Below are 26,485 nucleotides of genomic sequence, written 5' to 3'. Positions count from 1 at the left end.
TCCTACACTTATTTAATAGAAATAATGTCCTTTTCTCCTTTTTGCACCATCTTTCCTGCTTCCAATTCCACATGCTGTCCTTCAGACAAGTTTGTGAATACAACCGGTGTAATAATAGAAGGAACATTCTTTTTCACAAAATCTAAATCGACTTTTAGAAGCTTCTGTCCTTGCTTCACTTTATCTCCTTGTGCCACAAACACTTCAAAGCCTTCACCTTTCAATTTCACTGTATCAATACCGAAGTGAATTAAAATTTCGCGGCCACCCTCAGATTGAATGCCGATCGCATGCTTTGTTGGGAATACGTTGACAATTTCTCCATCTACAGGAGACACTACTGTACCTTCAATTGGATCAATCGCAAATCCATCCCCCATCATTTTCCCGGAAAATACTTGATCTGGTACTTCTGTAATAGATAACAGCTTTCCTTCGATTGGAGAAACAATCACTTCGTCTGTTTTGCTTGGAGCAGGACTCTCTGCTTTAGGAGCTTCCTTAACAACTACAGGTGTTTTTCCTTTCATGATGTCATGAATTTGGGACTTCAATGTATCAGATTTCGGTCCGAAAATTGCTTGAATGTTATTGCCTACTTCAAGAACACCTGCTGCGCCAAGCTCTTTTAAACGAGCTTTGTTTACTTCTTTTTGGTCCTTTACTTGTACACGCAAACGAGTGATACAAGCATCTAATGAACCAATGTTTTCTCTTCCGCCAAGCGCCATAAGAACTTCACGAGGAAGCTCGCCCGCTTCTACCGGAGCACTCTCATCATCAGTATCGGCCACTACTTCACGCCCCGGAGTCATAAGGTTCCATTTACGGATTGCAAAACGGAAACCGAAGTAATAAATCACTGCAAACACTAAACCAACAACTGGTATCCACCACCACGCTGTACGGTTAGGAAGGACACCGAATAGTAAGAAGTCAATTAGACCTCCAGAGAAGGTCATCCCTACTTTTACATTTAACAATTGCATTGTCATGAAAGAAAGACCTGCGAAAATCGCATGAATACCGAATAATACAGGAGCTACGAATAAGAATGAGAATTCGATTGGCTCTGTAATACCTGTTAAGAAAGACGTTAATGCTGCAGAACCTAAAATACCCGCTGCTAACGTTTTGTTTTCCGGACGAGCTTCATGGTACATTGCTAACGCTGCTGCCGGAAGACCGAACATCATGAATGGGAATTTCCCTACCATGAATGTACCAGCTGTTAATTCTACACCGTCTTTTAATTGTGCAAAGAAGATTTTTTGATCTCCGCGTATGATATCTCCAGCTTTGTCAGTATACTCACCAAACTCAAACCAGAATGGAGCGTAGAAAATATGATGTAAACCAAACGGAATTAGAGAACGCTCAATCACACCGAATATGAAAGCTGACAGTGTTAAGTTCGCATTAACCATGTTATGAGAGAATGCGTTTAGACCTGCTTGAACAGGGGGCCACACGAAGCACATTACGATACCAAGCACCAAAGCAAATGTTGCAGTGGCAATCGGAACGAAGCGCTTTCCTGCAAAGAAGCCTAAATAAGAAGGCAATTCGATATTAAAATATTTTTTATAACAATATGCTGCTAAAATACCAACGATAATACCGCCAAACACACCTGTTTGAAGCGTCGGAATGCCGACTACATTCGCAAAGGCTGGATCTGTTCCAATCATATCTGGAGTTACAGCTTTGAACACGCTCATCGTTTTGTTCATAATCAAGAAACCAACGATAGCCGCAAGACCTGCAACGCCGTCTCCTCCTGCTAATCCTACGGCTACCCCTACTGCGAATAATAGCGCAAGGTTCCCGAAAATAATATCACCAGACTGTTCCATAACTTTTGCTACTAATACAAACCATTCTGCTTTTAATGCCGGAATACGGTCTGTAAGTGCCGGGTTTTGGAATGCATTACCTAATGCAAGTAAAATACCTGCTGCGGGCAAGATTGCAACTGGTAGCATTAAAGCCTTACCAACTTTTTGAAGAACACCAAAGATTTGTTTAAACACTTGGCTCTTCCTCCTTATATTTTATTTTTCACCTGCGACAAACAAAAAAGGCATGAGTAAAAAAGCGCAGAATTATAGCTTTATTTCGGATATTATATCCTAAAGCTATCATTCAATACTCTTCTTTACTCATGCCTGATCGAATCAGTAACACGTTAAGAATGGATATTAGATGAGTTCGATATATAACTGCTACTCGAGAAAACGATTTCTTTTTCTCGTTTCAACAGTTGTCGAAAGTGATGAATTTCTATGAAATCGATTATACACAGCTCATGTAAGCGATTCAATAGTTTTTTTGAATTTTATTTTTTCGACAAATTCAGACAAAAGTAAATTACTTTTAACTGAGCATAATTGGACTACTTATACACCTTCTCTAGAGAGCAAGGGAATTGCTTCATAATCAAGGACTACTCCCATCGAACTAACCCTTACAGTACGCTCTCTGTCTTGCTTTGCACAAGCCGGTGCAAATGCATCGTTAAATACACCGTTTCTGCCTCATATACCGGCTTTTGCAATTGCTTTTGCATGATTTTTACAAGTTTCCACGCTAAGTCGTATAGCACTGGGTACTCTTCTTTTAAAATTTCCGCAAAGCGTTTTGGCTCCTGTACCTCTTCTCCACTTTTTACCCGTTCAATTGCGTAATGGAGATGGCGGACGAGACGTAAAAAATGAATACTTTCTTTATCAATCTCAATCCTTAATTCCTCTTCGATGAAAGAAATCAGCTTACCTATGAACCTTGAGTTTTGATTCACAGCCGCAAGCTCTGAATCCGTTACAGAACTGTAGATATGCAAAGCAATAAAGCCAATTTCCCCTTCAGGTAAATGAATATTCAGTCTTTTATTAATAAAGTCCACTACTTCAGCAGCTATTTTATACTCATCCGGATATAGTGCCTTCGTTTCCAGCAAAAAGGGATTATCGATTGCAAAGCCTTGCTTTAATCGTTTAATTGCAAAGGCAATATGATCTGTCAGGGCAATGTGAATATGCTCATTTAAAGGTGCTTCAACACGGCTTTGAATATGAAGCATCACATCGTTCATAATCTCAATAAGCCGCTCGCTTACATGCGGAACGAGGAGTTTGTATTGCTCACGCTCACGTTCATTTTTCAATACAAACATTTTTTCTGCTAGCTCTCCGGACAGTTCGTCACCAGCCTTTTTCCCAAATCCAATTCCTTTGCCAATAACGACGACCTCTCCATGCTCTGGGTGCCCGCCAATGATGACATTATTATTTAATACTTTTTTAATCTTGAGACCCTTTTCCATAACACTCCACCCTTTTTATTGCCAACTGCTTTTCATCTTACAAAATTAAAATTGTTTTCGTCAATGAAAAGAATGTACCAATTTTTCGCACCCTGTTTTTTAGACAAATAAAGCTCAGACACTTATAATGAAAGAGTGATTTTGTCAAGTTAATATATAAAAACTATCGAAGGGAGTCAATGCGGGATGATAAAAATGTTTGTCAGCGATATAGATGGAACGATGATGCGAGACGGCGGATTGATTGATAACAATGATGTAGAAGCGTTAAAGCAAATGAGCGAGGAAGGGGTTATTTTATGTTTCGCATCCGGACGCTTGGATAATGAAATTGCCGATTTGATGATAGATGTCGGCAGCCACTTTCATCGTATCAGCATCAATGGCGGATTTATTTATACCAACGAAAATAAACTGCTTCACTCTGCTACCTTTGATCCTTCCATTTTAGCTCAGTTATATGAAATGACAAGAACAGATAAATTTCTTTCATATGTCAGCGATGAGCATGATTACTATATTGAACAAAAAACTCCTAAGGTACTCGAACTTGAAGAACGTGTCACCATGACTTCCATTGAAGAGCCTCTTCTTGCAGAAAAGCTTGGAACAACCTTTTTCCCAAATAAATTCAGCATCGGGGGATTACAACCTGACCTATTAGAGCTACAAAAACAAGTAGAGGCAAAATTCGAAGGACTTGTCAATACCTTTATTTCTGCGGAGCAATGCCTGGATATTATGCCTGCAAACGTAAGTAAAGGCGCTGCCATTTCTGTACTACTAAATGAACATGGAATAAAGCAAAAGGAAATGGCTTGCATCGGTGATTCCTATAATGATATCTCCATGTTTGAGTTAACTCCGCACAGTTTTGCCATGATGATTGCAGACGATGCCGTAAAACAGCATGCAGCACATACCGTACATACAGTAAAAGAAGCGGTCGATTACGTAAGAGATTACAATAAGAAGCTGCAAGCTGCAAATTAAAAAACACTATTGAGCCGTTGCTCAATAGTGTTTTTTTATGCAAAATTCGGCATATTCTAAGCATAACAACATAGGAACGGCTTGATTGGATGGAAGCAGCAATTATTGGCAGCATCATTTCAGCAATGGTGACTGGCACAGGTGCCATACCTATTTTATTTATGAGAAACGTCACTCACAGTCTTCGCGATATTTTATTGGCTTATACAGCAGGAGTTATGGTCGCAGCCTCCATGTTCGGACTAATCCCCGAAGCACTAGGACAATCCAATTTGGCCGTTTTTATAATTGGAATCACTCTCGGCACACTGACTTTGTTAGCTCTTGAGTTTGTGCTTCCGCATATTGAAATCGAAGACATGCATTTTACAGAAGGCATTGAACAAAAAGCAATGCTTGTCATCGCCGCTATTACTCTTCACAATTTACCCGAAGGCTTATCAGTAGGGGTTAGCTATGCAAGCCAAAACGAATCGCTCGGCGGGTTAATCGCCTTTGCCATCGGGATTCAAAATGCGCCCGAAGGCTTTCTTGTCGCCTTATTTTTAGTGAATCAAAATATCGGCAAATGGAAAGCGCTCGGTTTGGCAACGCTTGTAGAGGCAGTCAAAATTATTACCGCTCTTGTTGGATACTTTGCGAGCAGCTATGTCAGCGGTCTCGTTCCCTACGGCCTGTCCTTCGCGGCAGGTGCCATGCTGTTTATTGTATATAAAGAGCTTATTCCTGAAAGCCATGGCGATGGACATGCCAGAACAGCAACCGTTTCCTTTATTACAGGTGTGGTGACAATGATTTATTTATTAACAGTATTCTATTAGACAAGTGGCTTCTTTCTGTAATATAGTATATTTTTTCTAATTTTACTCACTCTATATCTTAGGGAAGGAGTGAAATATATGATTAAGGTTGAAGATATTTTATTGAATATGCAAGATATGGATGATTTAGTGAAAAAACAAGTTTCTGTAGCAAATAAAAACATACTTGTTTTGTATTTAAAAACAATGGTCAGTGCTCAAACCTTTGAAAGCTTCATCATTCAGACCATGAACCGTAAGCAGAACGAAGAATACTGCAATTTAAAGCAAATCTTTCCTTCCGCTGTAATTGTTACAAATGATACTGCGGACGAAATTATCGAAAGCCTTTTAGCAGGCTTTACCCTCCTTATAGACCAGAACGAAATGATAAAAGTCGATACATATTCAGTACAATTTCGCTCCATCTCGCCTTCGGAATTTGAACCAACTGTCCAAGGGCCGCAGGATAGCTTAACCGAGTCGCTTGAAACAAATTTATCACTTGTTCGGCGTAGGCTTCGCTCCCCTCATTTAAAAACCAAGTTTTTTACAATTGGGAACGAATCAAAAACATCTGTCTGCGTTATGTATATGGAAAATATCGCAAATGAAGAAAATATTAGCTTTGTTTCTAAGCGACTGAAAAATATTACTGATAATGCGATATTCAGTGGATTGACTCTGGCTGAGTTTCTTTCAGATAATCCTATTTCTCCATACCCTCAACTTCGCACCACCGGTCATCCGGAATTGATTGCAAGGATGCTGTTAGATGGACGAATTGCCACCTTTATAGATGGTGCGCCAGATTGCGTAGTTGGTCCAATAGCTTTTCAAGAATTGTTTATTACATCCGATGATTACATTCGACACTGGACTTGGAGCTCTGTAATAAAAATATTGCGATTTATAGGTTTTTATGTGAGTTTATTGCTGACTTCTTCCTATGTATCCGTCTTAACATATCATTCAGAAATGCTGCCGCCAAGGCTGCTGTTGTTAATTGCACAATCACGCTTGCAAGTTCCAATCCCCCCAGTTCTTGAAGTCTTATTAATTGAAGTGATTTTAGATGTTATTCGCGAATCCTCATCAAGGATGCCTACCAGAATCGGACAATCTCTTGGCATCGTTGGAGCAATTGTCACTGGTACAGCGGCGGTAGATGCAGGGTTGTTCAGTAATGTTTTAATTGTTTTAGCTTCCATGACTGCATTAATGGTGGGCTTACCAGGCAGTCCAAATATAACATTTTCCCTACTGTTTATGAGATATATCTTTATTATTTTTGCTGGATGGCTTGGTATGTTCGGGCAATTCATTGCCTTAACGTTCATGCTCATCCAATTGTTAAATTTGACTTCTTTGGGAACACCTTTATTCGCTCCTGTGATTCCGCGTGCCTGGAGTGATTTGAGAGATTCTATCATTTTATTCCCTCAAAAGTGGAGAACGAAAAGAATGGCTATCAGTCGTCCGAAACAAATGCAAAAAGAAATGGGAAAGGAGAAAAAATAAATGGATGTTCACAAGCAGCATGTATTAAATGCATACCACGTCATCTTTCTTATACAAGGCGCCATGACTGGAATCCAGCTTTTAAGTCTTTCCCATGACTTGTCAGACGTAGGCTATAGTATGTGGGTTATTCCTCTTTTGTTAGGAATCATTTACCAAATCATATTAGTTTATACGATAGCGCTATGCCGCCAATATCCAAATGACACAATTCTTGTTATTAATCAAAAGGTGTTAGGCAACTTCCTCGGCAAAGCAATGAATATATTGCTTTTTGTTTACACATCATTGATTATAGTGCTAACAATACGTCCTTATATAATAGTCGTGATTCTTTATACTATCAGTAAGGAAAACTTACGCATATGGTTCCTTTTCTTTCTATTATTTAACACGATCTATTTGTGCAAAGGCGGTATTAAACTAATTGCGCGTTTTTCTACAGTATCTTTTTTTTTCAGTATTATGATGCTGATATTAATTATAAATGTCTTCTTTGAAGGCACATGGTCTCATCTGCTGCCTTTACTGAATACAACAATAAAGGATACTGCTTTGGGCCTTCATAAAGGAAGCCCAGCGTTTTTCGGCTGGGAGCTTATTTTATTTTATTTCCCTTCTATTATCGAGAAAAAAAAGGCATTAAAACATGCTAGTATCGGATTATGGCTTACTGCTTGTGTATATTTCATTAGCTTAATAGCCAATATCATTTATTTTAATACATGGCAGCTTCAGCACAATGTATTTCCGTATAACAGCTTGCTGCAATCATTCCACTCCTCCTTTATCGAAAGGTTAGAAAATATAGGTACCTATGTAGGAATGTTTTTAGTCCTGTCCACAGCAGCTACTTATCTTTGGGCAGCGACGACTGCATTTGGAAATATAGTAAAAAAAGAAAGCCATTGGCATGTGTATGTTGTTGGAGGGATTTTATTTATGTTCATGTGTACTCCGTATTCAAAAACAGCCCATTCCTATATCTTGGCTGTTGTTCAATACTTAGCATATGGCATTTATCTTTTACCACTGCTATTGATGCTCATTCGAAAGGTGAGAGTATGAAACAATTTATTTTTTTAATATGCTTGCTTATTATACAAACTGGGTGCAGCGAGTCAGTTAAAACTCCTTATATTGAAGATAAAGGTCTTATAACACACTTGGCTGTGGATACAAATAATAAAGGAGGTGTCACCGTTACCGCAGCAGTTCCTGTTGCTTCTCAATATTCAAAGAAAAATGTAAATTTTTATTCCGCTTCCGGCAAAAGATTCCGAGGTGCGCTTATTAAACTATCAAGCTTCAGTGACAAATATCTTGAAGTATCGCAGCTGCAGTCGGTGATCATCAGTGAAGCATTCGCAAAAAAATACGGTGTGCAGCAGGTGATACAAAAGTTATATAATTCTCCGAAAGCAAGTGATAATATAAAATTGGCCATAACAAAAGGCCCCGCCCAAAAAATACTGAAAGGAAAGTATGAGGGAATGCCACTCATTATTCCATATATCGCGACTGTGTTAACACCAAAACAAAGCAATTTATTCAGCTCATTCGCCACATTTAGGAGCTTCATACTTTATGCCACAAGCGCAACACGAGATCCTGCGATTCCTTACTTAGAAGAACAAAACAATCACCTAACAATTACGGGAAATGTTATGTTTAAACACTTTAAGTACATAAGGAAATTAGGCCCGGAAGAAAGCTCTGTTGTAGCAGTTATATTTGGCAAAAAGAAATTTGTTAATGTACTAGATATAGCTGTTAAAGAAAATAATAAAAAATACAGCTTGACTATTAATGACGCACAGAAAAAACTTCGTCTAAAAGTCATCGAGGATTCCACAGCTCCTCTTGTAAATATAGATCTGCATTTAAAAATATTTGCCGTAACTTATGAAGGTACCTTCAATATTGAAAATCCAAAAAATATAAAAAAAGCAGAACAGGTCATTGCAAAGGCGCTTAAAAACGCAGTGTATGAGGAACTCTTAACGCTGCAAAACGAAAACGTCGATCTATTAGGATTAGGAGAGGAATTTCGTAAAAAAACCAGGGGCAAATGGACACAAAAGAAATGGGAGGAAATCTATCCAAAAATAAAATTTAAAGTCCATGTCACAACCAAATTACTAGACAATGCTGTCCAAATACAGTAAGAAATACGAACACAGACCGCACCGCTTTCTGGACAAAGGAACCTGTTCGTAAAAAAAATCGGCTTTGCATAGTCTATTTAATAAAATGTTTCTTGTGTTCTACATCAGTGTATAAGGTTATTTATGCAAAAGGGAGCATATCTTCTAAAATTCAACAATGTATCATCAAGTAAAAAGCCTGCATATGCAGGCTTTTTACTTATTACGGTTAATCGAAGTAATGAACTTATACCGATCACCACGGTAAATACATTTTACATATTCAAGCGGCAAATCACCAACGGCATATGATACTTGCTCTACTACTAACACAGGCGCTTTTTTGCTGATATTTAAATACTCGGCTTCATTTTCTGTCGCAACTGACGCTTCAATCGTCTGTGTAGCACTCATTAATTTGTAGCCTAAGTTTTTCTCTAAATGCTCATACAATGAATGTTGTAAAATTTCTTCGTTAATGTCCTTCACCAAAGAAGGAGATAGATATGTTGTTTCAATTGCAATCGGTTCATCGTCCGCCAAACGGGTGCGGCGCACTTCATACACCGGACTTCCTTCTTCGAGTTGTAGCTCCTGCGCCACTTTTGTGGAAGCTGAACCAATTTGAAAGCTCAGCAACTCGCTGCTTGGCTTTAAGCCCCGCGCGACCATATCCTCTGTAAAACCGGTCATGCTTTGCAGCTTTTGCTCCATCTTCGGAAGTTGTACAAATGTGCCTATACCGCGCTTTCTCTGCAAATATCCTTGCTCCACCAAGTTGTTAATCGCTTGCCGAATCGTCATGCGGCTCACTTCAAATTGATCGCACAGTTCATTTTCAGACGGAATTTTATCTCCCGGCTTCAGATACCCTTCATCAATGCGTGTTTTAACCCATTCTTGAATTTGATAATAAATCGGGAATGGAGAATGCTTGTCGATGCTCATTCAAACTCTCCTCACTGCATAAAGATAATGCTTCTTCATCTGCAATAATAGTTACATTTGAGTGGCGTTGTAACACAGTTGCCGGACAACCCTCACTCACCGTACCTGCAATCATCGCTTTTACAGCTTCTGCTTTTTTCGGCCCCATTGCTACAAGTAAAATTTGCTTCGCTTTCATGATAGACGCAATTCCCATAGTAATTGCATGCGCCGGTACATCTTCTTCCTTCTCAAAGAAACGGCGGTTTGCTTGGCGAGTCGATTCTGTCAGCTCTACAATATGCGTTGTGGAATCGAACGGCGTTCCTGGTTCATTGAAGCCGATATGACCATTTTCTCCAATTCCTAAAATTTGTATATCTACTGAGTGCGTGTCTACAATAGCTTCATATCGTTTGCATTCTGCTTCCAAATCTTCTGCCATGCCCCCTGGTACAAACGTTTCTTTAAACGTAAGATGATCGAATAATTGCTCTTTCATGAAATAATGATAACTGTTTTTATCTTCATACGGTAAATTCACGTACTCGTCTAAGTTTATGGTTGTAACACCACTTGCATCAAGTTTATTTTCACGCATACATGCATAAATGCCCAGCGGTGAGCTGCCCGTAGCCATCCCTAATGTAACATTCTCCTTTGATTGTACCATGTTTTTGATTATTTCGTATCCTGCTTTTGCCAATTCTTGCTGATTTTTTACTACAATAATATTCATTCCGACACCTCATTCATATGTTTTCCCAAACGAATTGTATCCTTTACATACAAATCTTGTGACATCACTACAAAATCTGCATCTTTTCCTGCTTCTAACGTCCCTTTGTTTTTAAGTCCAAATTCCTTCGCTTGGTTGATTGATGTCATCCACACAGCTTCTTCAATAGAGCATCCTGTAAACGCAATAACATTACGAAAAGCTGCATCCATTGTCAAAATGCTGCCAGCCAATGTTCCGTCTTCTAGACGCGCGCTTCCTTCCTTCACATAGACCGGCTGTCCACCAAGCTCATACGTACCTTCTTCCAGTCCTTTTGCACGCATAGCATCAGTGATAACACTGACCTTTTTCGGACCTTTCAGCATATATGCCAGCTTGACCATATCAGGGTGAATGTGAATACCGTCCGTAATCACTTCTACCATCACATTAGGATTTAATAACACCTGACCGACTACACCAGGCTCGCGATGATGTAACCCTCTCATTTGGTTATAAAGGTGTGTCGCATGGGGAATATTACGTCCTTGGAAATCATGTGCATAGGCATCCGTATGGCCGCAAGAGCCGATTACGCCAGTTTCTTGAAATACTAGCTCTAGTTCCTGTGCTCCTTCTTCTTCAGGTGCATAAGTTACAAGCTTAATTAAACCTCCAGATATTTCCTGCCATTTTTTGAATAAATCTACATCCGGCTTTACGATATGCTCCAACGGCTGGGCACCGGCACGCTTTTTTGATACGAATGGACCTTCTAAATGCATATATTCAAAATGAGCTCCGATTTCCTTTGCTTCCTTTGCTGCTTGCAATGCTTTTTCTATTGATGCATGAGCTTGTGTCATTGTAGTCGGAAAGAAGGTTGTGACTCCTTCCTTCATTAGTTCATGGCTTAATTTTACAAGTGTATTAGCATTTGCATCCATTACATCAATCTCATATCCGCCGTGAATATGAACATCTATCATCCCTGGAATAATGATATCACCTTGTCCATCCTGTACATCTTCTTGTATGGGGACGTAGCTTTCCATTAAACCTATCTCGTCAATTTTGTCAGTATAGCGAATAAAACCGTTTTCAATTATTTCATTTCCAGTGTAAATTTTCGTATTGATTATAACCCTTGTACTCATCTTGAATTCAATCCTTCCTAGTCTCGGGTAGTTTTTTTCTTATTTTGTCCGCCTTAAACGTCATCATTGTTGTTGATATTTTACAATTTCATATTAATATATATATGATTAGTTGTCTATACATTATGGGTTAAATTTATATTTATGTAAAATAAAAAAAGCGCCTATGCGCCCTTTTTATGCTCTACAAGACAAAAGCGGTTTCCATCCAAATCTTGAAAAACTGTTTGAGTACCCCATTCTTCTTCCATCGGTGGAGTAAGAAATGTTACGCCTTTTTCAATCAACATTTTATATTTTTCTTCAATATTACTTGTAGTTAAACGAATAAGCGGACTATAGCCAATTGTGGAGAGCATTTTCTCCGCTTCCTCTTCACTGTTCCATTTTAATGGGTTATGCAAAGAAAGTTCCAAATTCGGCTGATCCTTCGGTGTCACCGTAATCCAGCGGGGTGATTCTAAATAATCGCCAAAAGCATCGTACGTATGCTGCTGAAAGCCTAATACATCTGTGTAAAACTTTAAGGCGGCAAGCTCATCACGCACATAAACACCTACTACCGATACATTTGTTATCATCTCTCCCACTCCCCTAGAGCTTCTTTTTTAGTAATTTCGCTTTAGAGGATGCGCATTCCTTCTTAAATCATTCTCCAAAAACCTACATTCTATGGTTGCTACTTCAATAGAGGAAATAACAATTCTCCTTCTATTTCAAGGTTTTTTCCATCTGTGACAAATTCGACATCTCCATGCTTAGCTGTCGAAAAAACCCGGATACCATGCTTTTTTAAACGCTTTCTTACTACTTGATGCGGATGTCCATACGGATTATGCTTATCGTATGAGATAACAGCAAACTGAGGATTCACAGCATGCAAAAATGCTTTAGATGTGGAGGTATAAGAGCCATGATGTCCTACTTTTAACACATCCGCGTGTGTATCGTACCTTTTTATGATCATTTCCTCTGTCGCTGTATCCGCATCCCCCATTAATAAAAAATCCGCATGCTTGTATCGCAGCTTCAGGACAATGGAGGATTCATTGTTCTGCTCTTTTGCTTTTCCATTATTCAACACTTGAATCACAACATTGGGATCAATGGGCAAATACTGTCCCTCTTTAGCAAAAATGAACGGAATGTGCCGCTTGCGTATCGTACGAATATATTCTAAATACGTATATGAGTTATAACGTTTCCCACTATCGAGCACCATACGAACCGGAACTTGCTGGAGTACAGTAATCAAACCGCCGATATGATCAATATCTGGATGCGTGCTAATCACTAAATCAATCCCGCCGATTTTCTTTTCCTCAAGCTTACGGACTACCAGTTCTCCCGCTTCATGAGGTCCTCCGTCAATCAAAATGGTTTTTCCATTCGGAAGCACAATTAACGTACAGTCCCCTTGTCCGACATTAAAAAATGAAATCGATAACTTAGGATAGTACTCCCGGTAATATTGTGTCTCATATTGAAAGGACGGAATGGTATGTGCAGGAAAATTCTGTTTAGCAAAGGCACTTGCAGCTAAACAAAAACAGAGAAAAGAAAGAATGCAAGGGACAAAGATAATCCGCACATACTTCATCTCTACTTCTCCTTTTTCTCCTTAGTATATCTCGGCTCACTCTATTCAATGTACTAAAATTTTAAAAATACAAGTTTTCTAGTTACACACTGCATTGCGCCTATTGTTATACCAACATAGCTGCACGATTCCATGCTTTTCCTGTTTCATTCTGTATATAAAAAAGATCGTGACTCATGCCCTAAGCTTTTATTCTGCAGGCAGCTCCCGCAGGGAATCGAAGAATAGATCAGCTTCTTGCTCCCCTTCGACTTGATCGGGTAACGGTGGTAATTCCTCTAAGGTTTGCAGCCCAAAGCTATCTAAAAATTCCTTAGTTGTCCCATATAAAATCGGACGCCCTGTTCCTTCTGCACGTCCTACTTCTTTTATTAATAAGCGTGAGATGAGAGTTTGGAGCGCTTTTTCTGTTTTTACCCCTCGCACCTCTTCTATTTCTGCTCTCGTAATTGGCTGACGATATACTATAATGGCCAATGTCTCTAATGCAGCTTGTGACAAGCTTGCGGAAGTTGGCGTGTTGACCAGCTTTTTGTAATACAAAGCATGCTCCTTACGTGTAGCCAGCTGATATACATTTGCATAGCGGACAAGCTGAAAGCCTCGCCCTCCTTCATTGTAGTCAGCCTGTAACTCTTCTAATAATAACTCCGCTTCTTCTATATTGATTTCTAGAACATGCGCAATTTGTTTCACCTGTATCCCTTCATCTCCCGCTACAAACAGCAGTCCTTCCACAATCGCTTTTAACTCTCGTTGCTCCAAGCAGCTTCATACTCCTTTCTTTGTTTCATTATAAAAATCTCATCAAAGTTTCGTTCCTGCTCAATTTCTATTTCCTGTGTCTTCATCAACTCTAACACTGCAAGAAACGTAACGACAACCATATCACGTTCTTCAAATGGAAATAAGCTAAAAAAGCTTTTTCGGCCGTCTATGTCCAACTCTTGCAAAATTTCCTTCATACGCTTCTCAATCGAAATTTCTTGTCTCGTAATTCGGGTTTGCATCGGTTTTTGCAATTTTTTTCGTCTCATTAATTTCTGAAACGCTGAAAGCATATCATAAAGCGTGACATCAATAGGTAATTTCGTCTCTATTTCTTGTTCAAACTGTCCTAATTCCACAGGCGGTCTCGTAAATACATGTGACCGTTCTTCTCCTCGCTCTTTTAAATTACTTGCGGCTGTTTTAAATTTTTTGTATTCTAACAACCTTTGCATCAATTCTTCTCGAGGATCCTCTTCGACATCAGAAAACTCATCGTCAAATAATTCGTTCTCCTGTTTTGGAAGCAGCATTTTGCTTTTAATGGCTAGCAGCGTAGCTGCCATCACCAAAAATTCACTCGCTACGTCCAGCTCCAGCTCCTTCATCGTATGTATATAAGTCAAATATTGCTCTGTAATTTCTGCCACAGGAATATTATATATATCAATTTCGTACCGATTGATTAAATGCAGCAATAAATCCAACGGCCCTTCAAATGCATCAATTTTTACGCTGTACTGCACAAAACATCCCACCATTTTTTTTCTGTAACATTCTAAGTATAGAGCATTGGCACGTACTATCCAATATGATTTTGCATTTAGGAAGAAATTTGAAGGAAGCAAGCTCTAAAATAGACAGACGCCCACGCATCTGCCCACCACCTACATATGATATGAATGTAATCAGCACACAACTTGTAGGAGGTTAAAAACTATGGGAAACACTGAAGGATATTACGGCGGATTTGCTTTAATCGTAGTGCTTTTCATTCTTTTAATTATCGTTGGAGCAGCTTGCATCTGCTAATAACCATTCGGCAGCCGGAGTTTCCGGCTGCTTATTTTATGGTACACTATAAGAAAAAGGAGGATACCCCATATGTACCCACAAGCCTACATACAGTATTTGCTCCAATTTCATTGCCACCGTGATTATTTTGAATGTCATGAAATATTAGAAGAACATTGGAAAGCTGACCCGCCAAAAGAACGAAAAGTATATTGGGTAGGGTTAATTCAACTTGCAGTATCGCTATATCACCAAAGACGCAAAAACTTTAACGGTGCGGAACGAATGATGAAAAAAGCCGTTGCGATTCTAACACAACATAAGGAAGCCATGGAACAGTTAGGACTGGATTATACACTGCTTTCCCAAGAGTTAACAACTCGACTGCAGCAAATTCAAGATAAAAAGCTCTATACAAGTATCAACTTGCCCATTAAAGATTCAGCATTATTGGCTCTTTGCGCAAAGTTATGCACTAGTAATGGACTAGTATGGGGACAAAAAAGCGATATGGCAAATAACGACCTCATCCATAAACATAGTCATCGTGACCGAAGTGATGTGATTAACGAACGCTTAAGACAAATCAAACTCCGTAAAGAAACACTATAAATAAAGGCTTCATTTGCTGTGCAAATGAAGCCTTTATCATAAACTTACTTTACTTTGTTCAATACTTTGGCATCTTTCACAAAAAGCAGCCGTATGTTCATTACCGCATACAGCAATACTAGGCATCATGTTGTAAAGCTCATTGACCATCTTTGTTCCGATTCCTGCATGCCTATGCGAAGGTGTCACGCAAATATGTTGAATTTGCACAACTCCATCTTCTTTTTTCACTGTCCCGATAATACCTAAAATATCGTCCTCTTCTTTCCATAAATACAATTGCCAATTTTGATTAGATTCATATTCCTTAATGGTTGCCTGCAGCTTTTTTATCTCTTTTTCCGTTGGCATAAACGAAAGCAGACCCATTGCAATTTTTTCGTAGTTTTTCTTAAATCGAATTAGCATATAAGATTATCCCTTCTTATCGAAAAAACTTTCCTATTAAAGATAGTAAGTAAAGAAAAGCTACAGCTGCGATAATCAGCATTAAAACTTTTTCCTGTTTTCTGCCCTTATCATTTTTCAATGAAATCAGCTCTCCTGATGTAACATAGAATTTGTATTTAATTCTACACCATTTCTGTTTGAGTGAGAAGTCATAGTTTTCGCAAACAAAAACAAATAATAAAGGATTTTGAGTTTCTAGTCAAATGGTAATATTTTTCCACACTCTCTATATATGCTTGTTCTAGTAGTATTGTTCATCATTTTAAAGTACATAATGCGACTCTTTTACCAGCACTATACAAACAGGCTATTGCAGGGATTTGCTTCACTCATTTCGAATTATTTCCTTTAATAATATACTTAGATGGAGGTATGTACATGCAAGCAGGAACTGTCGTATGCTTTGAACGAACATTTACAAAAGAAGATGTTCTTCAGTTTGCCGTTCTTTCTGGTGATAGGGGGAATCACCATATGATTCCTGATGAACAAGGCCGGTTGATGGCACAAGGGCTGCTTACAGCCACTTTACCGACAAAAATCGGTGGAGATTATAATTTTATTGCCCGCGAAATTAAGTTTACTTTTCTTCGTCCCGTTTTTACCGGTGATATCATTCGCTGTGAAGTAACTGTAGACGAAACGGAACAAGAAAACGGACGTTTGAATGTGCTGTCATCCTTTTTCTGTGTCAATCAACATGGGAAAGAAGTATTGAACGGCAAATTTAAGGGCGTTATCCTGCAATAAAAAAGAGAGGCAATCCGCCTCTCTTTTCATATTAAAACTTGTCCTCAGTATTAGATTCATCAAACACGCGTACTTCTTTCATTACATCGCCTTGACGCATTTTTAACACTGTATCCATACCGCTTGTTACTTCTCCAAATACAGTGTGCACACCATCTAAGTGCGGCTGCGGCTCATGAACGATAAAAAATTGGCTTCCGCCTGTGTTTCGGCCTGCATGTGCCATAGATAATACTCCTGCTTTATGTCTATTTGGATTACCTTCTGTCTCACAAGGGATTGTATAGCCAGGTCCCCCAGTACCATTTCCAATTGGACAGCCGCCTTGGCTCACAAATCCAGGGATTACGCGATGGAATGTCAATCCATCATAAAAACCTTGACGCGCAAGCTTCTCAAAGTTTTCTACAGTGCCAGGCGCTTCTTTATCAAAAAATTTCAATTCGATTTTCTCACCGTTTTCCATTAATATATATCCTTTTTTCATATGTATAACCTCCTTGATATCGACTCTTGTCCATAATACCATATTTTCACAAAAAAACAAAAGCAGGGGGAGGTTATGCCACTAACTCAAATAACAGTATAACCCGCTTATCCTTTGCAATGTCCTCCGGATATAAAAAAACCTACGCTGCTCGCTTGAAAAGTAATGCCTGCTTTTTGCAAGCATTCTTCAATCAGTTCTGAAAAAATATATTCTTGATTATCCTTATGTCGACCTATTCCTAATGCAATCGGAGAGACAATTCGCCCATCTCGTCCTTATCCTAGTTTCGGTTCAACAAATCCATTCCAGTGCCAATCACATTATACAATATCTCTTGTGTTGCTTTCTTTATTTCCTCATGACGCACAAGATATATAGTTAGCGATAAATCTGACTTTTCCTTTTAAAATACGAAAATCCATCTAAAGTCTGATGACAATGCATAAAAATATACTATAATGAGCTTATTGCCCTAAAAAATTTATAAATAAAAGGAGCGATCTTCGTTGAAAACGAAATGGATAGCGTTTCTTCTTGTACTAGTTGCCTTATTCATTCCAACATCCGCGTTTGCTGATGCGGTTGAAGGAGAAACTATTGTAACACTTGGAGAAAACCTTACAGACCAACAAAAACAGCAAATATTAGATGAAATGCAAGCCCCTAAAAATGCGCAAATGATTACTGTAACTAATGCTGAAGAGCATAAATACTTGGGGCAATACGTTCCTGTGGCACAAATTGGGACAAAGGCACTATCTTCTTCCATGATTACGTATACGAAAAAGGGATCCGGCTTAGTCGTACAAACACGAAATATCACATGGGTTACAGAAGCAATGTATACAAATGCTTTAATTACAGCAGGTCTTAAGGATGCAAATATTTATATTACAGCACCATTTAAAGTATCTGGCACTGCAGCTTTGACTGGTATCATGAAAGCTTACGAAGTTTCAGCAGATAAAACAATTCCGGAAGATGTAAAGCAAGTGGCAAACCAAGAGATGGTAGAAACAGCCAAGCTTGGAGATAAAATTGGATCAGATAAAGCAGTTCAGCTTATCACTGCGATAAAAGAAGAGATTGCCAAAAATCCGCCACAAACTACGGAAGAATTACGCGCACTCATCCAAAAACTTGCTGACCAACTGGGTATTTCCCTAACAGAGGATCAGTTAAACAACTTAGTGACGCTGTTTGAAAAAATGAAAGACTTAAATATTGACTGGAACCAAGTTGGCGATCAGCTAAATAAGGCTAAAGATCAAATCGCAGCATTTATTAACTCAGAAGAAGGCCAAAACTTCTTAGACAAATTAAAATCCTTCTTTGCAAGTCTGTTCGATTTTGTTGCATCTCTTTTTAAATAAAAAATGAAGCGTGGGATATTTTCCGCGCTTCATTTTTTGTTCCATATATTCATTTATTATTTTCTTGCTGCCGGCGCACATTACGAGGGTGAACAATACTTGGGCGAAGCTTATCTCCAGTAACAGTCGGACGAATCACAATTTGCATAAGAGCCCCTCCATCAAATGGAAGAAATGGCCATAAATAAGGCGTTTGCAAAGAACGAATAGAAACCATGTAAAGAAATATCACTGTAATTGCGACAATAAATCCTATTTCATGAAAAACGGCCGTTGCTACAATAACCATCATTTTAGCGACCTTATTTGCTAATCCAAGCTCATAGCTAGGTGTAGCGTACGCCCCAATTACAGAAACCGCTATATATAAAATTACCTCAGGTACAAACAATCCTACTTCAATGGCAATTTGTCCGATCAAAACGGCAGAAATCAAACCAAGAGCAGTAGACAACGATGATGGCGTATGAATAGATGCCATCCGTAAAAATTCGACCCCTATTTCTCCTAAAATAATTTGTAAAAAAATAGGAATATTCGTTACTTCATTTGGCCCAATAAACGCAAGCCGAGGCGGAAGCAGAGACGGATCAAATACAAAAACAAGCCAAAACGGAAGTAAAAATAATGAAGCCATTATTCCAGTAAATCTAACCCACCGAAGCAGTGTGCCCACTGCTGGATTTTGCCGATACTCTTCTGCATGCTGTACATGATGAAAGTATGTGGTTGGAGTAATCATCACGCTTGGTGATGTATCGACTATGATTAATACATGACCTTCTAATAAATGAGTCGCAGCGACGTCCGGCCGTTCCGTGTAACGAACAAGCGGAAAGGGATTATATCCTTGCTTTACCAAAAACTCCTCTAATGTTTTATCAGACATCGTCAATCCGTCAATATCGATACTGCCGATCTCTTTTTTTATAATTTTAATTAAATCCAGGTCTGCTACATCCTCTATGTAGGAAATACATATATCGCTTTTAGAACGCTGTCCAACACGGATGATTTCATTACGAAGTCTCTCATCCCGTATACGTCTCCGAATGAGAGCAGTATTAACGACAATGTTCTCTGTAAATCCATCCCGTGCCCCGCGGACCACCTTTTCCGTATCAGGCTCTTGCGGCGTTCTTCCAGGATAACTTCGAACATCCACAATAAATGCTTGTTCTTCTCCTTCTACAAAAATGACAATTAACCCAGACAATACCTGCAATACAATGTCTTCCATATTATCCGCTTTGCTTACCTGCTGATGTACAAGACGATTTTCTATGATTTTAGCAGCTTTATTCCCTGGATGCTCAACATCGTTCGTATCAACCATTTCCTCAAGAATTTGAATAATATATGCCGTATCGCACAAGCCGTTAACATATAAAACGGTAACGTCTCGTTCCAGCACTTTCATTTTGCGGATACCTATATCATAGGTAATACCGATTCCTAAGCGCTGCTTTATATAGTTCTCATTGTCGGTGATAAACGTCGAAATTGGAATCTTAATCGCTTCTTTTTCCTTCTGCTTTTGAGCCATAATATCCACTCCTTTCCAAAATTAATTGAATTGCCTTTTTTGTGACAGGTGATCCTAGTTTACTGTCATCATTGCCGCACATTTTCCCTATATCTCCAATTCCCACAATAATTGGTATATCTTTTAATTGATCTAAACAATACACGGTATCTCCGTTAATGCGGCCAATCTCAATATCAGGCAACCCAAATTTATCGACGCCGTATTCCGTTAAATGTCCATATCTATCTATGCTCACATCTACTCTCGTCCATTCACAATGATGAGTATTAGATGCCACTGCTAGAACTCCTAACACATGAATTTCCGCATGATTGGCTACATATTTCAGTGCTTTTTCTCCTGATCCTTCACCGATAAAGCCGCTATCATCAAACATCACAAAAACAGGGTCATATGGTGTCTGCTTAATCAAATTAACAATATCTCGTCCTGTTAACCGCGTAGGATTGCTTTGCGAGGCAGAAATACAGCGTCCGCCAAACTCTTTCGCTAACAATTCTATCGTCCGTTGTGCATACTCATCTCCGTCAGTCACCAAAATAACCCTTCTTTTCATATTTCATTATCCTTTCGGCTTAAAAATCAGCGCTGCTAAAAAAGCAAATGTAATCGCAGCAGATATACCGGCAGAAGTTAATTGAAAAATCCCCATTCCTATGCCAATAAATCCATGTTTTTTTGCTGCCACCATCGCTCCGTGCATAAGAGAATGACCAAAGCTTGTAATAGGAACAGTTGCTCCTGCTCCGGCAAAGCGAATTAAATTATCATACAACCCGAATCCATCCAAAACTGCTCCTAGTACGACAAAACTGCTCATAACATGAGCTGGTGTAAGTTTCGCTACATCTAAAAGCAACTGCCCAACTACACAGATAGCTCCGCCGACTAAAAAAGCATATACAAAATCCATCGTTCTCTACACTCCCTTCGCTGCTTCAAATACGACCCCATGAGCGATTGTAGGTATTGTTTCTTTCTGCTGTACCATCGTCGGACTCAATAGCGCTCCTGTTGCAACTACCAAAATTCTTTTTAAATTTCCAAGTTTTATTTCTTTCAACAGATGTGCATATGTAACAACTGCAGAGCAGGCACAGCCACTGCCGCCTGCAAATACTTCTTGGTCTTCATGATAGATCATTAAACCGCAATCATTGTAGACACTCCCCAAATCGTATCCTTCCTCTAAGAGCATCTGCCTCATAATAGGAGAACCTACACCTGATAAATCTCCCGTTACTATCAAATCATAGTCTTTCGCTGTTCGGTTTAAATCTTCAAAATGCTGTTGAATTGTATGTGCCGCTGCCGGAGCCATGGCAGATCCCATATCAAACGGATCTTTTATACCAAGATCCTGAACCTTTCCAATTGTAGCAGACGTTATCTTAATAGGACTAGGCTCTTGGCTTACTAGAGCGCACCCTGATCCTGTCACAGTAAAGGTAGCTGTCTTCGGCTTTTGTCCGCCATATTCAGTAGGATAGCGAAATTGTCGTTCTGCCGTTGCATTATGGCTGCTAGTCGCTGCCAAAATTCGATTCGCAAAACCTCCATCCACCAAAGCAGAACCTACCGCTAGTGTTTCCATGGACGTAGAGCAGGCACCAAACATGCACAAAAACGGGACACCAAGCGCTCTTGCAACATAATTAGCAGTGACATTTTGATTTAATAAATCTCCTGCTAATAAAAAATTAATATCGCTCGGCTGTAAATTCGCTTGTTTTAAACTTGTACCGATAGCATCAAACATTAACCGGCGCTCGGCAAGCTCCCAGTTGTCTTCTCCGCAGTGCAAATCTTCATACTTAGTATCAAATAATGCTCCGAGCGGGCCGAGAGCTTCTCTTGGTCCTACTGCTGTACCCGTTGCATTTACATATACATCATTCTCAAACACCCATGTTTGCTTTCCAGTCAATCTCATGATGCTTGCCTCCCTCTACATGAGAAATTTTAAAAAGTATCGAATCATCCCTACGATATATGCAGAAGCAGCCCCGAACACAATGACACTTCCTGCGAGCTTAAACATATTTGTCGCTATCCCCAGTACAACCCCTTCACTTCGATGTTCAATAGCAGCACTTGCCATTGAATTAGCAAAACCCGTTACGGGTACAGCAGATCCCGCTCCCGCAAACTGTCCAATCTTATCATATATGCCGAACCCTGTTAAAAGAACCGAGATTAAAATAAGTGTAGCAACCGTCGGATTCCCCGCATTTTTTTCAGTAAAATTAAAATAATGCATATAAAATTTCATCAGCACTTCACCAAATGTACAAATTGCTCCCCCTACTAAGAATGCTTTCAAGCAATTTTTCACATAAGGCCGCTTTGGCTGAAATTGTTTAATCCCATTTGTATAATCATCCTTAAGCTTTTGTTTTGCCATGTTGCTCCTCCTATTTTTCAATAAAATAAATCCAGTGAAACAACGAGCCTAATATTTTCCCAAGCACCATTGCCATCAGCAGCAAAACAATTTTGTCATACACACCCACGCGCTTCGCCAGTATCGGCAGCACATTCAACACTTCTGTTAATGCTGCAGCGAGCATACCGATAAATGTTCCACATGCAAGGCCAAGAGGAACGAGCCAATAGTCAGACATATGAAACACTGTATTCTGCAAACTGAACCAACCTCCGCATGAAGCTCCTAACACAACCGCCATTTCATACGCTGGAATATACTTAGCAGACTTGGTTAACTGAGTCAGACGCGGAATTAAGCCGAACACTGTTAGAAAAGCAACAAATCCTCCTCCGACCGCAATCCCTCCGGCCAGTCCGACAAACATCACAACAATGCTCTCAATCGTCTTCAAGCTTTTTTGTACTTTCCTTATTTTCGTTAAATATGACATAATGGTCGAGAGCTTGCTGGTATTGGAACATTTCTACTTCCAAAGGGCTCGGTTCTTCATTAATACGCTTTTTAAATACATGGTTAAAAAATAAGACCATCCCAAGACCTAGCCCCAATGAATATGGGATTTGGAATATCAATGGCTTTTTCTCTATTTTACCGGTCACCATGTAATAAATACGCTGATGTACCTGCTGCATACTGACATCTTCATGAAAATATATAATTGCAAGCCCTGCACCGACAAATAAAAGAAGCCAGACGAGCGCAAAGAAAAATGGGTTAACCGCTTTCTTTTCAACTACAATTTCAACAATTGTTTGAGTAGGGCCTATCAAATCAATCTCCCACTCTTCCCCATACTGTTGTATGGTTCGAATGACCATCATCGCATCAATGACAACGTGCGTTTTGTCACGCTTTGTAATTTGATAGACAGGCAGTTGTTTCAATTGCTGCACTTCTTTACTTCCCGTTATTTGAGCAAGGTCTTCAAGCTTTATCTGATAAGAAGGGCCTACCTGCAGCCGTTGTCGCATTTTTACGTAGACTGTCTTTTCCACCGCCATCACTTCTTTCGCATGAAGAGTTCCTCGTACCTGTAGTATGCTTGTAGTAAAATTTTCTCATACAAGTTTTTGTAAAATATCATAATAAATTCAAATAAAAAAACCTTCTGCTTAGTTTTTTACAACTACATGAAACCGTATAAACTTTAAATTGCAACTCAAAAAAAAGCTTCTGCACCTTATCGATGCAGAAGCTTTTTTACGCTTTTTTCTTTCGGAACAGGTTCGCAATACTAACGACCAGTCCGCCCCAAATAATCACCATTCCTGCTGTCATCATAGCAATTGCGGAACCGCTCATTACGATACACCTCTCTCTTTTTTCTCTTCAGATACCTCTTGATTGCCCCACTTTCTAAAGCTAATGAGCACAGCTACAATAAACATACCAGCTAAAAGCGCCCATCCGTATGTGACAACAAATTCAGTTGGATATTGCCCGTAATTTTCTTGTAAATTTTGACGTATATTATCAATCATCATATAACTTAAGATAATTGGAGTTATTATAAGCAAACTTATCTTCCAAAGCATGCCAAGTTTCATATCCGATACTTTGTTTGCATGGTCTTTATATACATCTAACCGTCGCAGCACAAGTGCAATCGTAGCAACTTCAAGCAATGCTAGAACAATTAAGCCAATGTTATTTACAAAGTAATCTACTACATCTAAGAACATTAAACCACCACGTGTTGCGTATACAAGAGAGATAGCAACAGCTATGCTGCCTGTAATAGCAATTGCTTTATTACGGCTGATACCAAATTTCTCTGCAACCGCTGAAAACACAACTTCAACAATCGAGATTAAAGACGTTAATCCTGCCAATGTTAATGATAAGAAGAACAATACACCAAATAAGGACGAGAATGGAAGCTCATTAATAATTTGCGGAAACACTACAAACGCCAAACCGACACCCGCAGATGCTACCTTATCAACTGGAACCTGTAAATTATGAGCCATAAATCCTAATGCTGCAAATACACCAATCCCTGCTAACAATTCAAATCCTGAATTTGCAAACCCTGCGATAAATGCATTATTCGTTGTATCTGAGCTCTTTGGCAAATAGCTGGAATATGTAATCATAATGCCGAATGCCACAGATAAACTGAAGAAAATTTGACCATAGGCTGCTACCCATACTTTACCGTCAAGAATGCGATCCCACTGCGGCTGGAAAAATGCATTTAACCCTTCAGTAGCACCCTCTAGTGTTATAGCACGAATAACAATGATTAAAAACATTATAATCAAGGCTGGAATGAAAATACGGTTCATAACCTCAATTCCCTTTTTTACCCCTTTAAACGCCACACCTAATGTTACAATCCAAACGATTGCCAACGGGAGCAATACCCCAGGTACAAGCCCACCGAATTCACCCGGATTTTTAGCGATGTGAAGATATGAATTAAATAAAAATCCTTCTGTATCTTTCCCCCATGCCTGTGTAAAAGAGAAATATGTATATGACATGGACCAGGCAATAATCAAAGAATAATATGTCGCAATTGTAAATGCTACAAGTACTTGCCACCATCCGATAAATTCACTGCGACGGTGAATACGAAAGAATGTAAGTGGTGCAGATCCGCGATGACGATGCCCAAGCGCAAATTCCAGCGCAAGTATAGAAAGGCCTGTCGTTAAAAGTGCAAATAAGTATGGAAGAAAGAACGCTCCTCCTCCGTTTTCATACGCTGTGTAAGGAAAGCGCCAAATATTACCTAGCCCTACTGCAGAACCTACTGCAGCAAAAATAAATCCTGATCGTGTTCCCCATTGTTGTCGATTTTCCACTGGTATCCCTCCAAATTACCAATACTATTTCATAAAAATGTATCGCTAAAATTACTTGTCTATGTGCATTATACGAACGTTTCTTTTAATTGTCAATCTATTCTGTATATTTTAAAAATAATATTTGTATATTATCACTTTGGTAGAAAATGTCGATTATTGACTTTTTGTATTTCGATAAAAAAGAAGGAAATAATATGTATTTTTTATCAATGAAGATTTTACTTCCAAAGCGGAATAAAAATAAGACCGAATAGGTTATTCACCTATTCGGTCTTTGATTTGCTTCAATATTTTCTTTTCTAAGCGCGACACTTGAACTTGTGAGATACCGAGTCTTTCTGCAACCTCAGATTGCGTTTGATCTTTATAATACCTAAGATATACAATTAGACGTTCCCGCTCATCCAACTCTCGTATCGCTTCTTTTAAAGCAATTTTATCAAACCATTTCGGTTCAGATTGATCCGCAATTTGATCCAAAATTGTAATAGGATCTCCATCGTTTTCATACACGGTTTCATGAATAGAAGCTGGAGTACGGCTTGCTTCCTGTGCCAGCACCACTTCTTCAGGAGTAATTCCCATATGCTCAGCAACTTCATTAATAGTAGGAATGCGTCCGAATGATTTCGCCAACTCGTCCTTTGCCTTTCGGATTTTATTCCCCGTTTCCTTCAAAGATCGGCTCACTTTCACGGTTCCGTCATCTCGAAGAAAGCGTTGGATTTCCCCTATAATCATAGGGACAGCATACGTAGAGAATTTAACATCAAATGATAAATCAAATTTATCTACTGACTTCAATAGCCCGATGCAGCCTATTTGAAACAAATCCTCAGGTTCATAGCCACGGTTAATAAAACGCTGCACAACAGACCAAACTAGCCTCATATTATTTTGTACAATTGTATCCCTTGCCTCTTGATCTCCATCTTGACTCCGTTTAATCAATTCCTTCAGTTCATGATCCTTTAACTGCACTTTTTGATTTTCGTTTCTGACCTCGATCTCCATAGGCAATTCTCC

Annotated in this window: 30 protein-coding genes; 9 read left to right on the top strand and 21 right to left on the bottom strand. The window is 39.1% G+C overall.

Annotated features, from left to right (window positions below; all coding sequences use genetic code 11):
* Positions 1-8: 8 nt before the first annotated feature.
* Positions 9-2,033: a glucose-specific PTS transporter subunit IIBC gene (ptsG, locus tag J7Q84_RS09080; protein ID WP_209094201.1), complete on the bottom strand. Its 2,025-nt coding sequence runs from the start codon at positions 2,031-2,033 to the stop codon at positions 9-11.
* A 434-nt stretch (positions 2,034-2,467) separates the two neighbouring features.
* On the bottom strand, positions 2,468-3,325 hold the full coding sequence (gene glcT, locus J7Q84_RS09075) for a glucose PTS transporter transcription antiterminator GlcT (protein ID WP_209094200.1): 858 nt from the start codon (positions 3,323-3,325) through the stop codon (positions 2,468-2,470).
* 186 nt (positions 3,326-3,511) lie between these two features.
* Between glcT and J7Q84_RS09070 the strand changes: the two genes are divergently transcribed.
* The 5 genes from J7Q84_RS09070 to J7Q84_RS09050 all read left to right on the top strand — a co-directional run bounded on the left by J7Q84_RS09070 (position 3,512) and on the right by J7Q84_RS09050 (position 8,807).
* Positions 3,512-4,318, top strand: a complete 807-nt coding sequence (locus J7Q84_RS09070; protein ID WP_209094199.1) for a Cof-type HAD-IIB family hydrolase — start codon at positions 3,512-3,514, stop codon at positions 4,316-4,318.
* Between the two features lie 89 nt (positions 4,319-4,407).
* Positions 4,408-5,139, top strand: coding sequence for a ZIP family metal transporter (locus tag J7Q84_RS09065; protein WP_209094198.1), 732 nt, complete (start codon positions 4,408-4,410; stop codon positions 5,137-5,139).
* Between the two features lie 78 nt (positions 5,140-5,217).
* A complete protein-coding gene (locus J7Q84_RS09060) occupies positions 5,218-6,639 on the top strand; it encodes a spore germination protein (RefSeq protein ID WP_209094197.1) in 1,422 nt (473 codons plus the stop codon).
* Positions 6,640-7,707 carry a GerAB/ArcD/ProY family transporter gene (locus J7Q84_RS09055; protein WP_209094196.1) on the top strand — a complete coding sequence of 356 codons (1,068 nt, stop codon included), beginning with the start codon at positions 6,640-6,642 and terminating at the stop codon, positions 7,705-7,707.
* The gene (locus tag J7Q84_RS09050; RefSeq protein WP_209094195.1) at positions 7,704-8,807 is read left to right on the top strand and encodes a Ger(x)C family spore germination protein; all 1,104 of its coding nucleotides are present in this window, start codon (positions 7,704-7,706) and stop codon (positions 8,805-8,807) included. The genes J7Q84_RS09055 and J7Q84_RS09050 overlap by 4 nt, the downstream gene beginning before the upstream one ends.
* A 195-nt stretch (positions 8,808-9,002) precedes the next feature.
* Here J7Q84_RS09050 and phnF read toward each other — a convergent pair whose 3' ends face one another.
* The 7 genes from phnF to J7Q84_RS09015 all read right to left on the bottom strand — a co-directional run bounded on the left by phnF (position 9,003) and on the right by J7Q84_RS09015 (position 14,705).
* A complete protein-coding gene (gene phnF, locus J7Q84_RS09045) occupies positions 9,003-9,734 on the bottom strand; it encodes a phosphonate metabolism transcriptional regulator PhnF (protein WP_209094194.1) in 732 nt (243 codons plus the stop codon).
* Positions 9,676-10,452, bottom strand: a complete 777-nt coding sequence (nagB, locus tag J7Q84_RS09040) for a glucosamine-6-phosphate deaminase (RefSeq protein ID WP_209094193.1) — start codon at positions 10,450-10,452, stop codon at positions 9,676-9,678. Before nagB ends, phnF begins: the two co-directional genes overlap by 59 nt.
* Positions 10,449-11,591: an N-acetylglucosamine-6-phosphate deacetylase gene (gene nagA, locus J7Q84_RS09035; RefSeq protein ID WP_209094192.1), complete on the bottom strand. Its 1,143-nt coding sequence runs from the start codon at positions 11,589-11,591 to the stop codon at positions 10,449-10,451. Before nagA ends, nagB begins: the two co-directional genes overlap by 4 nt.
* 164 nt (positions 11,592-11,755) lie before the next feature.
* Positions 11,756-12,172, bottom strand: a complete 417-nt coding sequence (locus tag J7Q84_RS09030) for a VOC family protein (protein ID WP_209094191.1) — start codon at positions 12,170-12,172, stop codon at positions 11,756-11,758.
* 98 nt (positions 12,173-12,270) lie between these two features.
* The gene (locus J7Q84_RS09025; protein WP_209094190.1) at positions 12,271-13,191 is read right to left on the bottom strand and encodes a ComEC/Rec2 family competence protein; all 921 of its coding nucleotides are present in this window, start codon (positions 13,189-13,191) and stop codon (positions 12,271-12,273) included.
* Between the two features lie 189 nt (positions 13,192-13,380).
* On the bottom strand, positions 13,381-13,956 hold the full coding sequence (scpB, locus tag J7Q84_RS09020; RefSeq protein ID WP_209094189.1) for an SMC-Scp complex subunit ScpB: 576 nt from the start codon (positions 13,954-13,956) through the stop codon (positions 13,381-13,383).
* Positions 13,938-14,705, bottom strand: coding sequence for a segregation/condensation protein A (locus J7Q84_RS09015; protein ID WP_209094188.1), 768 nt, complete (start codon positions 14,703-14,705; stop codon positions 13,938-13,940). The genes scpB and J7Q84_RS09015 overlap by 19 nt, the downstream gene beginning before the upstream one ends.
* A 193-nt stretch (positions 14,706-14,898) precedes the next feature.
* Between J7Q84_RS09015 and J7Q84_RS09010 the strand changes: the two genes are divergently transcribed.
* Together J7Q84_RS09010 and J7Q84_RS09005 are read left to right on the top strand one after the other, a co-directional pair.
* Positions 14,899-14,991, top strand: coding sequence for a YjcZ family sporulation protein (locus tag J7Q84_RS09010; protein ID WP_209094187.1), 93 nt, complete (start codon positions 14,899-14,901; stop codon positions 14,989-14,991).
* A gap of 72 nt (positions 14,992-15,063) precedes the next feature.
* Complete coding sequence (locus J7Q84_RS09005) at positions 15,064-15,585, top strand: DUF309 domain-containing protein (RefSeq protein WP_209094186.1); 522 nt, start codon at positions 15,064-15,066, stop codon at positions 15,583-15,585.
* Positions 15,586-15,621: 36 nt separating this feature from the next.
* On the opposite strand, the gene J7Q84_RS09000 is transcribed toward J7Q84_RS09005, so the two are convergent.
* The gene (locus J7Q84_RS09000; protein ID WP_209094185.1) at positions 15,622-15,993 is read right to left on the bottom strand and encodes a GNAT family N-acetyltransferase; all 372 of its coding nucleotides are present in this window, start codon (positions 15,991-15,993) and stop codon (positions 15,622-15,624) included.
* 414 nt (positions 15,994-16,407) lie between these two features.
* Between J7Q84_RS09000 and J7Q84_RS08995 the strand changes: the two genes are divergently transcribed.
* On the top strand, positions 16,408-16,785 hold the full coding sequence (locus J7Q84_RS08995; RefSeq protein WP_209094184.1) for a hotdog family protein: 378 nt from the start codon (positions 16,408-16,410) through the stop codon (positions 16,783-16,785).
* 31 nt (positions 16,786-16,816) lie between these two features.
* Here the strand turns inward: J7Q84_RS08995 and J7Q84_RS08990 are convergent, their stop codons facing one another.
* A complete protein-coding gene (locus J7Q84_RS08990) occupies positions 16,817-17,272 on the bottom strand; it encodes a peptidylprolyl isomerase (RefSeq protein WP_209094183.1) in 456 nt (151 codons plus the stop codon).
* Between the two features lie 509 nt (positions 17,273-17,781).
* Between J7Q84_RS08990 and J7Q84_RS08985 the strand changes: the two genes are divergently transcribed.
* Positions 17,782-18,648 (top strand): DUF1002 domain-containing protein, encoded by an 867-nt coding sequence (locus J7Q84_RS08985; protein WP_209094182.1) that lies wholly within the window; start codon positions 17,782-17,784, stop codon positions 18,646-18,648.
* A gap of 49 nt (positions 18,649-18,697) precedes the next feature.
* On the opposite strand, the gene J7Q84_RS08980 is transcribed toward J7Q84_RS08985, so the two are convergent.
* The 10 genes from J7Q84_RS08980 to sigF form a co-directional block, all read right to left on the bottom strand.
* Entirely contained in the window at positions 18,698-20,194 is a 1,497-nt protein-coding gene (locus J7Q84_RS08980; RefSeq protein ID WP_209094181.1) for a spore germination protein, read from the bottom strand.
* The gene (gene spoVAEA / locus J7Q84_RS08975) at positions 20,160-20,753 is read right to left on the bottom strand and encodes a stage V sporulation protein SpoVABEA (protein WP_209094180.1); all 594 of its coding nucleotides are present in this window, start codon (positions 20,751-20,753) and stop codon (positions 20,160-20,162) included. Before spoVAEA ends, J7Q84_RS08980 begins: the two co-directional genes overlap by 35 nt.
* Positions 20,754-20,759: 6 nt before the next feature.
* Entirely contained in the window at positions 20,760-21,110 is a 351-nt protein-coding gene (gene spoVAE / locus J7Q84_RS08970) for a stage V sporulation protein AE (protein ID WP_209094179.1), read from the bottom strand.
* Between the two features lie 6 nt (positions 21,111-21,116).
* Positions 21,117-22,130 carry a stage V sporulation protein AD gene (gene spoVAD, locus J7Q84_RS08965; protein WP_209094178.1) on the bottom strand — a complete coding sequence of 338 codons (1,014 nt, stop codon included), beginning with the start codon at positions 22,128-22,130 and terminating at the stop codon, positions 21,117-21,119.
* Between the two features lie 15 nt (positions 22,131-22,145).
* Entirely contained in the window at positions 22,146-22,601 is a 456-nt protein-coding gene (spoVAC, locus tag J7Q84_RS08960) for a stage V sporulation protein AC (RefSeq protein ID WP_209094177.1), read from the bottom strand.
* Positions 22,602-22,611: 10 nt separating this feature from the next.
* Positions 22,612-23,037, bottom strand: coding sequence for a stage V sporulation protein AB (locus J7Q84_RS08955; RefSeq protein ID WP_280635576.1), 426 nt, complete (start codon positions 23,035-23,037; stop codon positions 22,612-22,614).
* Entirely contained in the window at positions 23,024-23,641 is a 618-nt protein-coding gene (locus J7Q84_RS08950) for a stage V sporulation protein AA (RefSeq protein ID WP_348519840.1), read from the bottom strand. Before J7Q84_RS08950 ends, J7Q84_RS08955 begins: the two co-directional genes overlap by 14 nt.
* Positions 23,642-23,846: 205 nt before the next feature.
* Positions 23,847-23,948: a methionine/alanine import family NSS transporter small subunit gene (locus J7Q84_RS08945; protein ID WP_209094174.1), complete on the bottom strand. Its 102-nt coding sequence runs from the start codon at positions 23,946-23,948 to the stop codon at positions 23,847-23,849.
* A complete protein-coding gene (locus J7Q84_RS08940; protein WP_209094173.1) occupies positions 23,948-25,456 on the bottom strand; it encodes a sodium-dependent transporter in 1,509 nt (502 codons plus the stop codon). The genes J7Q84_RS08945 and J7Q84_RS08940 overlap by 1 nt, the downstream gene beginning before the upstream one ends.
* Before the next feature lie 258 nt (positions 25,457-25,714).
* Positions 25,715-26,473, bottom strand: coding sequence for an RNA polymerase sporulation sigma factor SigF (sigF, locus tag J7Q84_RS08935; protein WP_209094172.1), 759 nt, complete (start codon positions 26,471-26,473; stop codon positions 25,715-25,717).
* Positions 26,474-26,485 lie beyond the last annotated feature (12 nt).

The sequence above is a fragment of the Bacillus sp. 165 genome, from assembly GCF_017742235.1.
In the GTDB taxonomy this organism is placed as follows: Bacteria; Bacillota; Bacilli; order Bacillales; family Bacillaceae_G; genus JAGHKQ01.
This window is presented reverse-complemented; position numbering and strand designations above follow the sequence as displayed.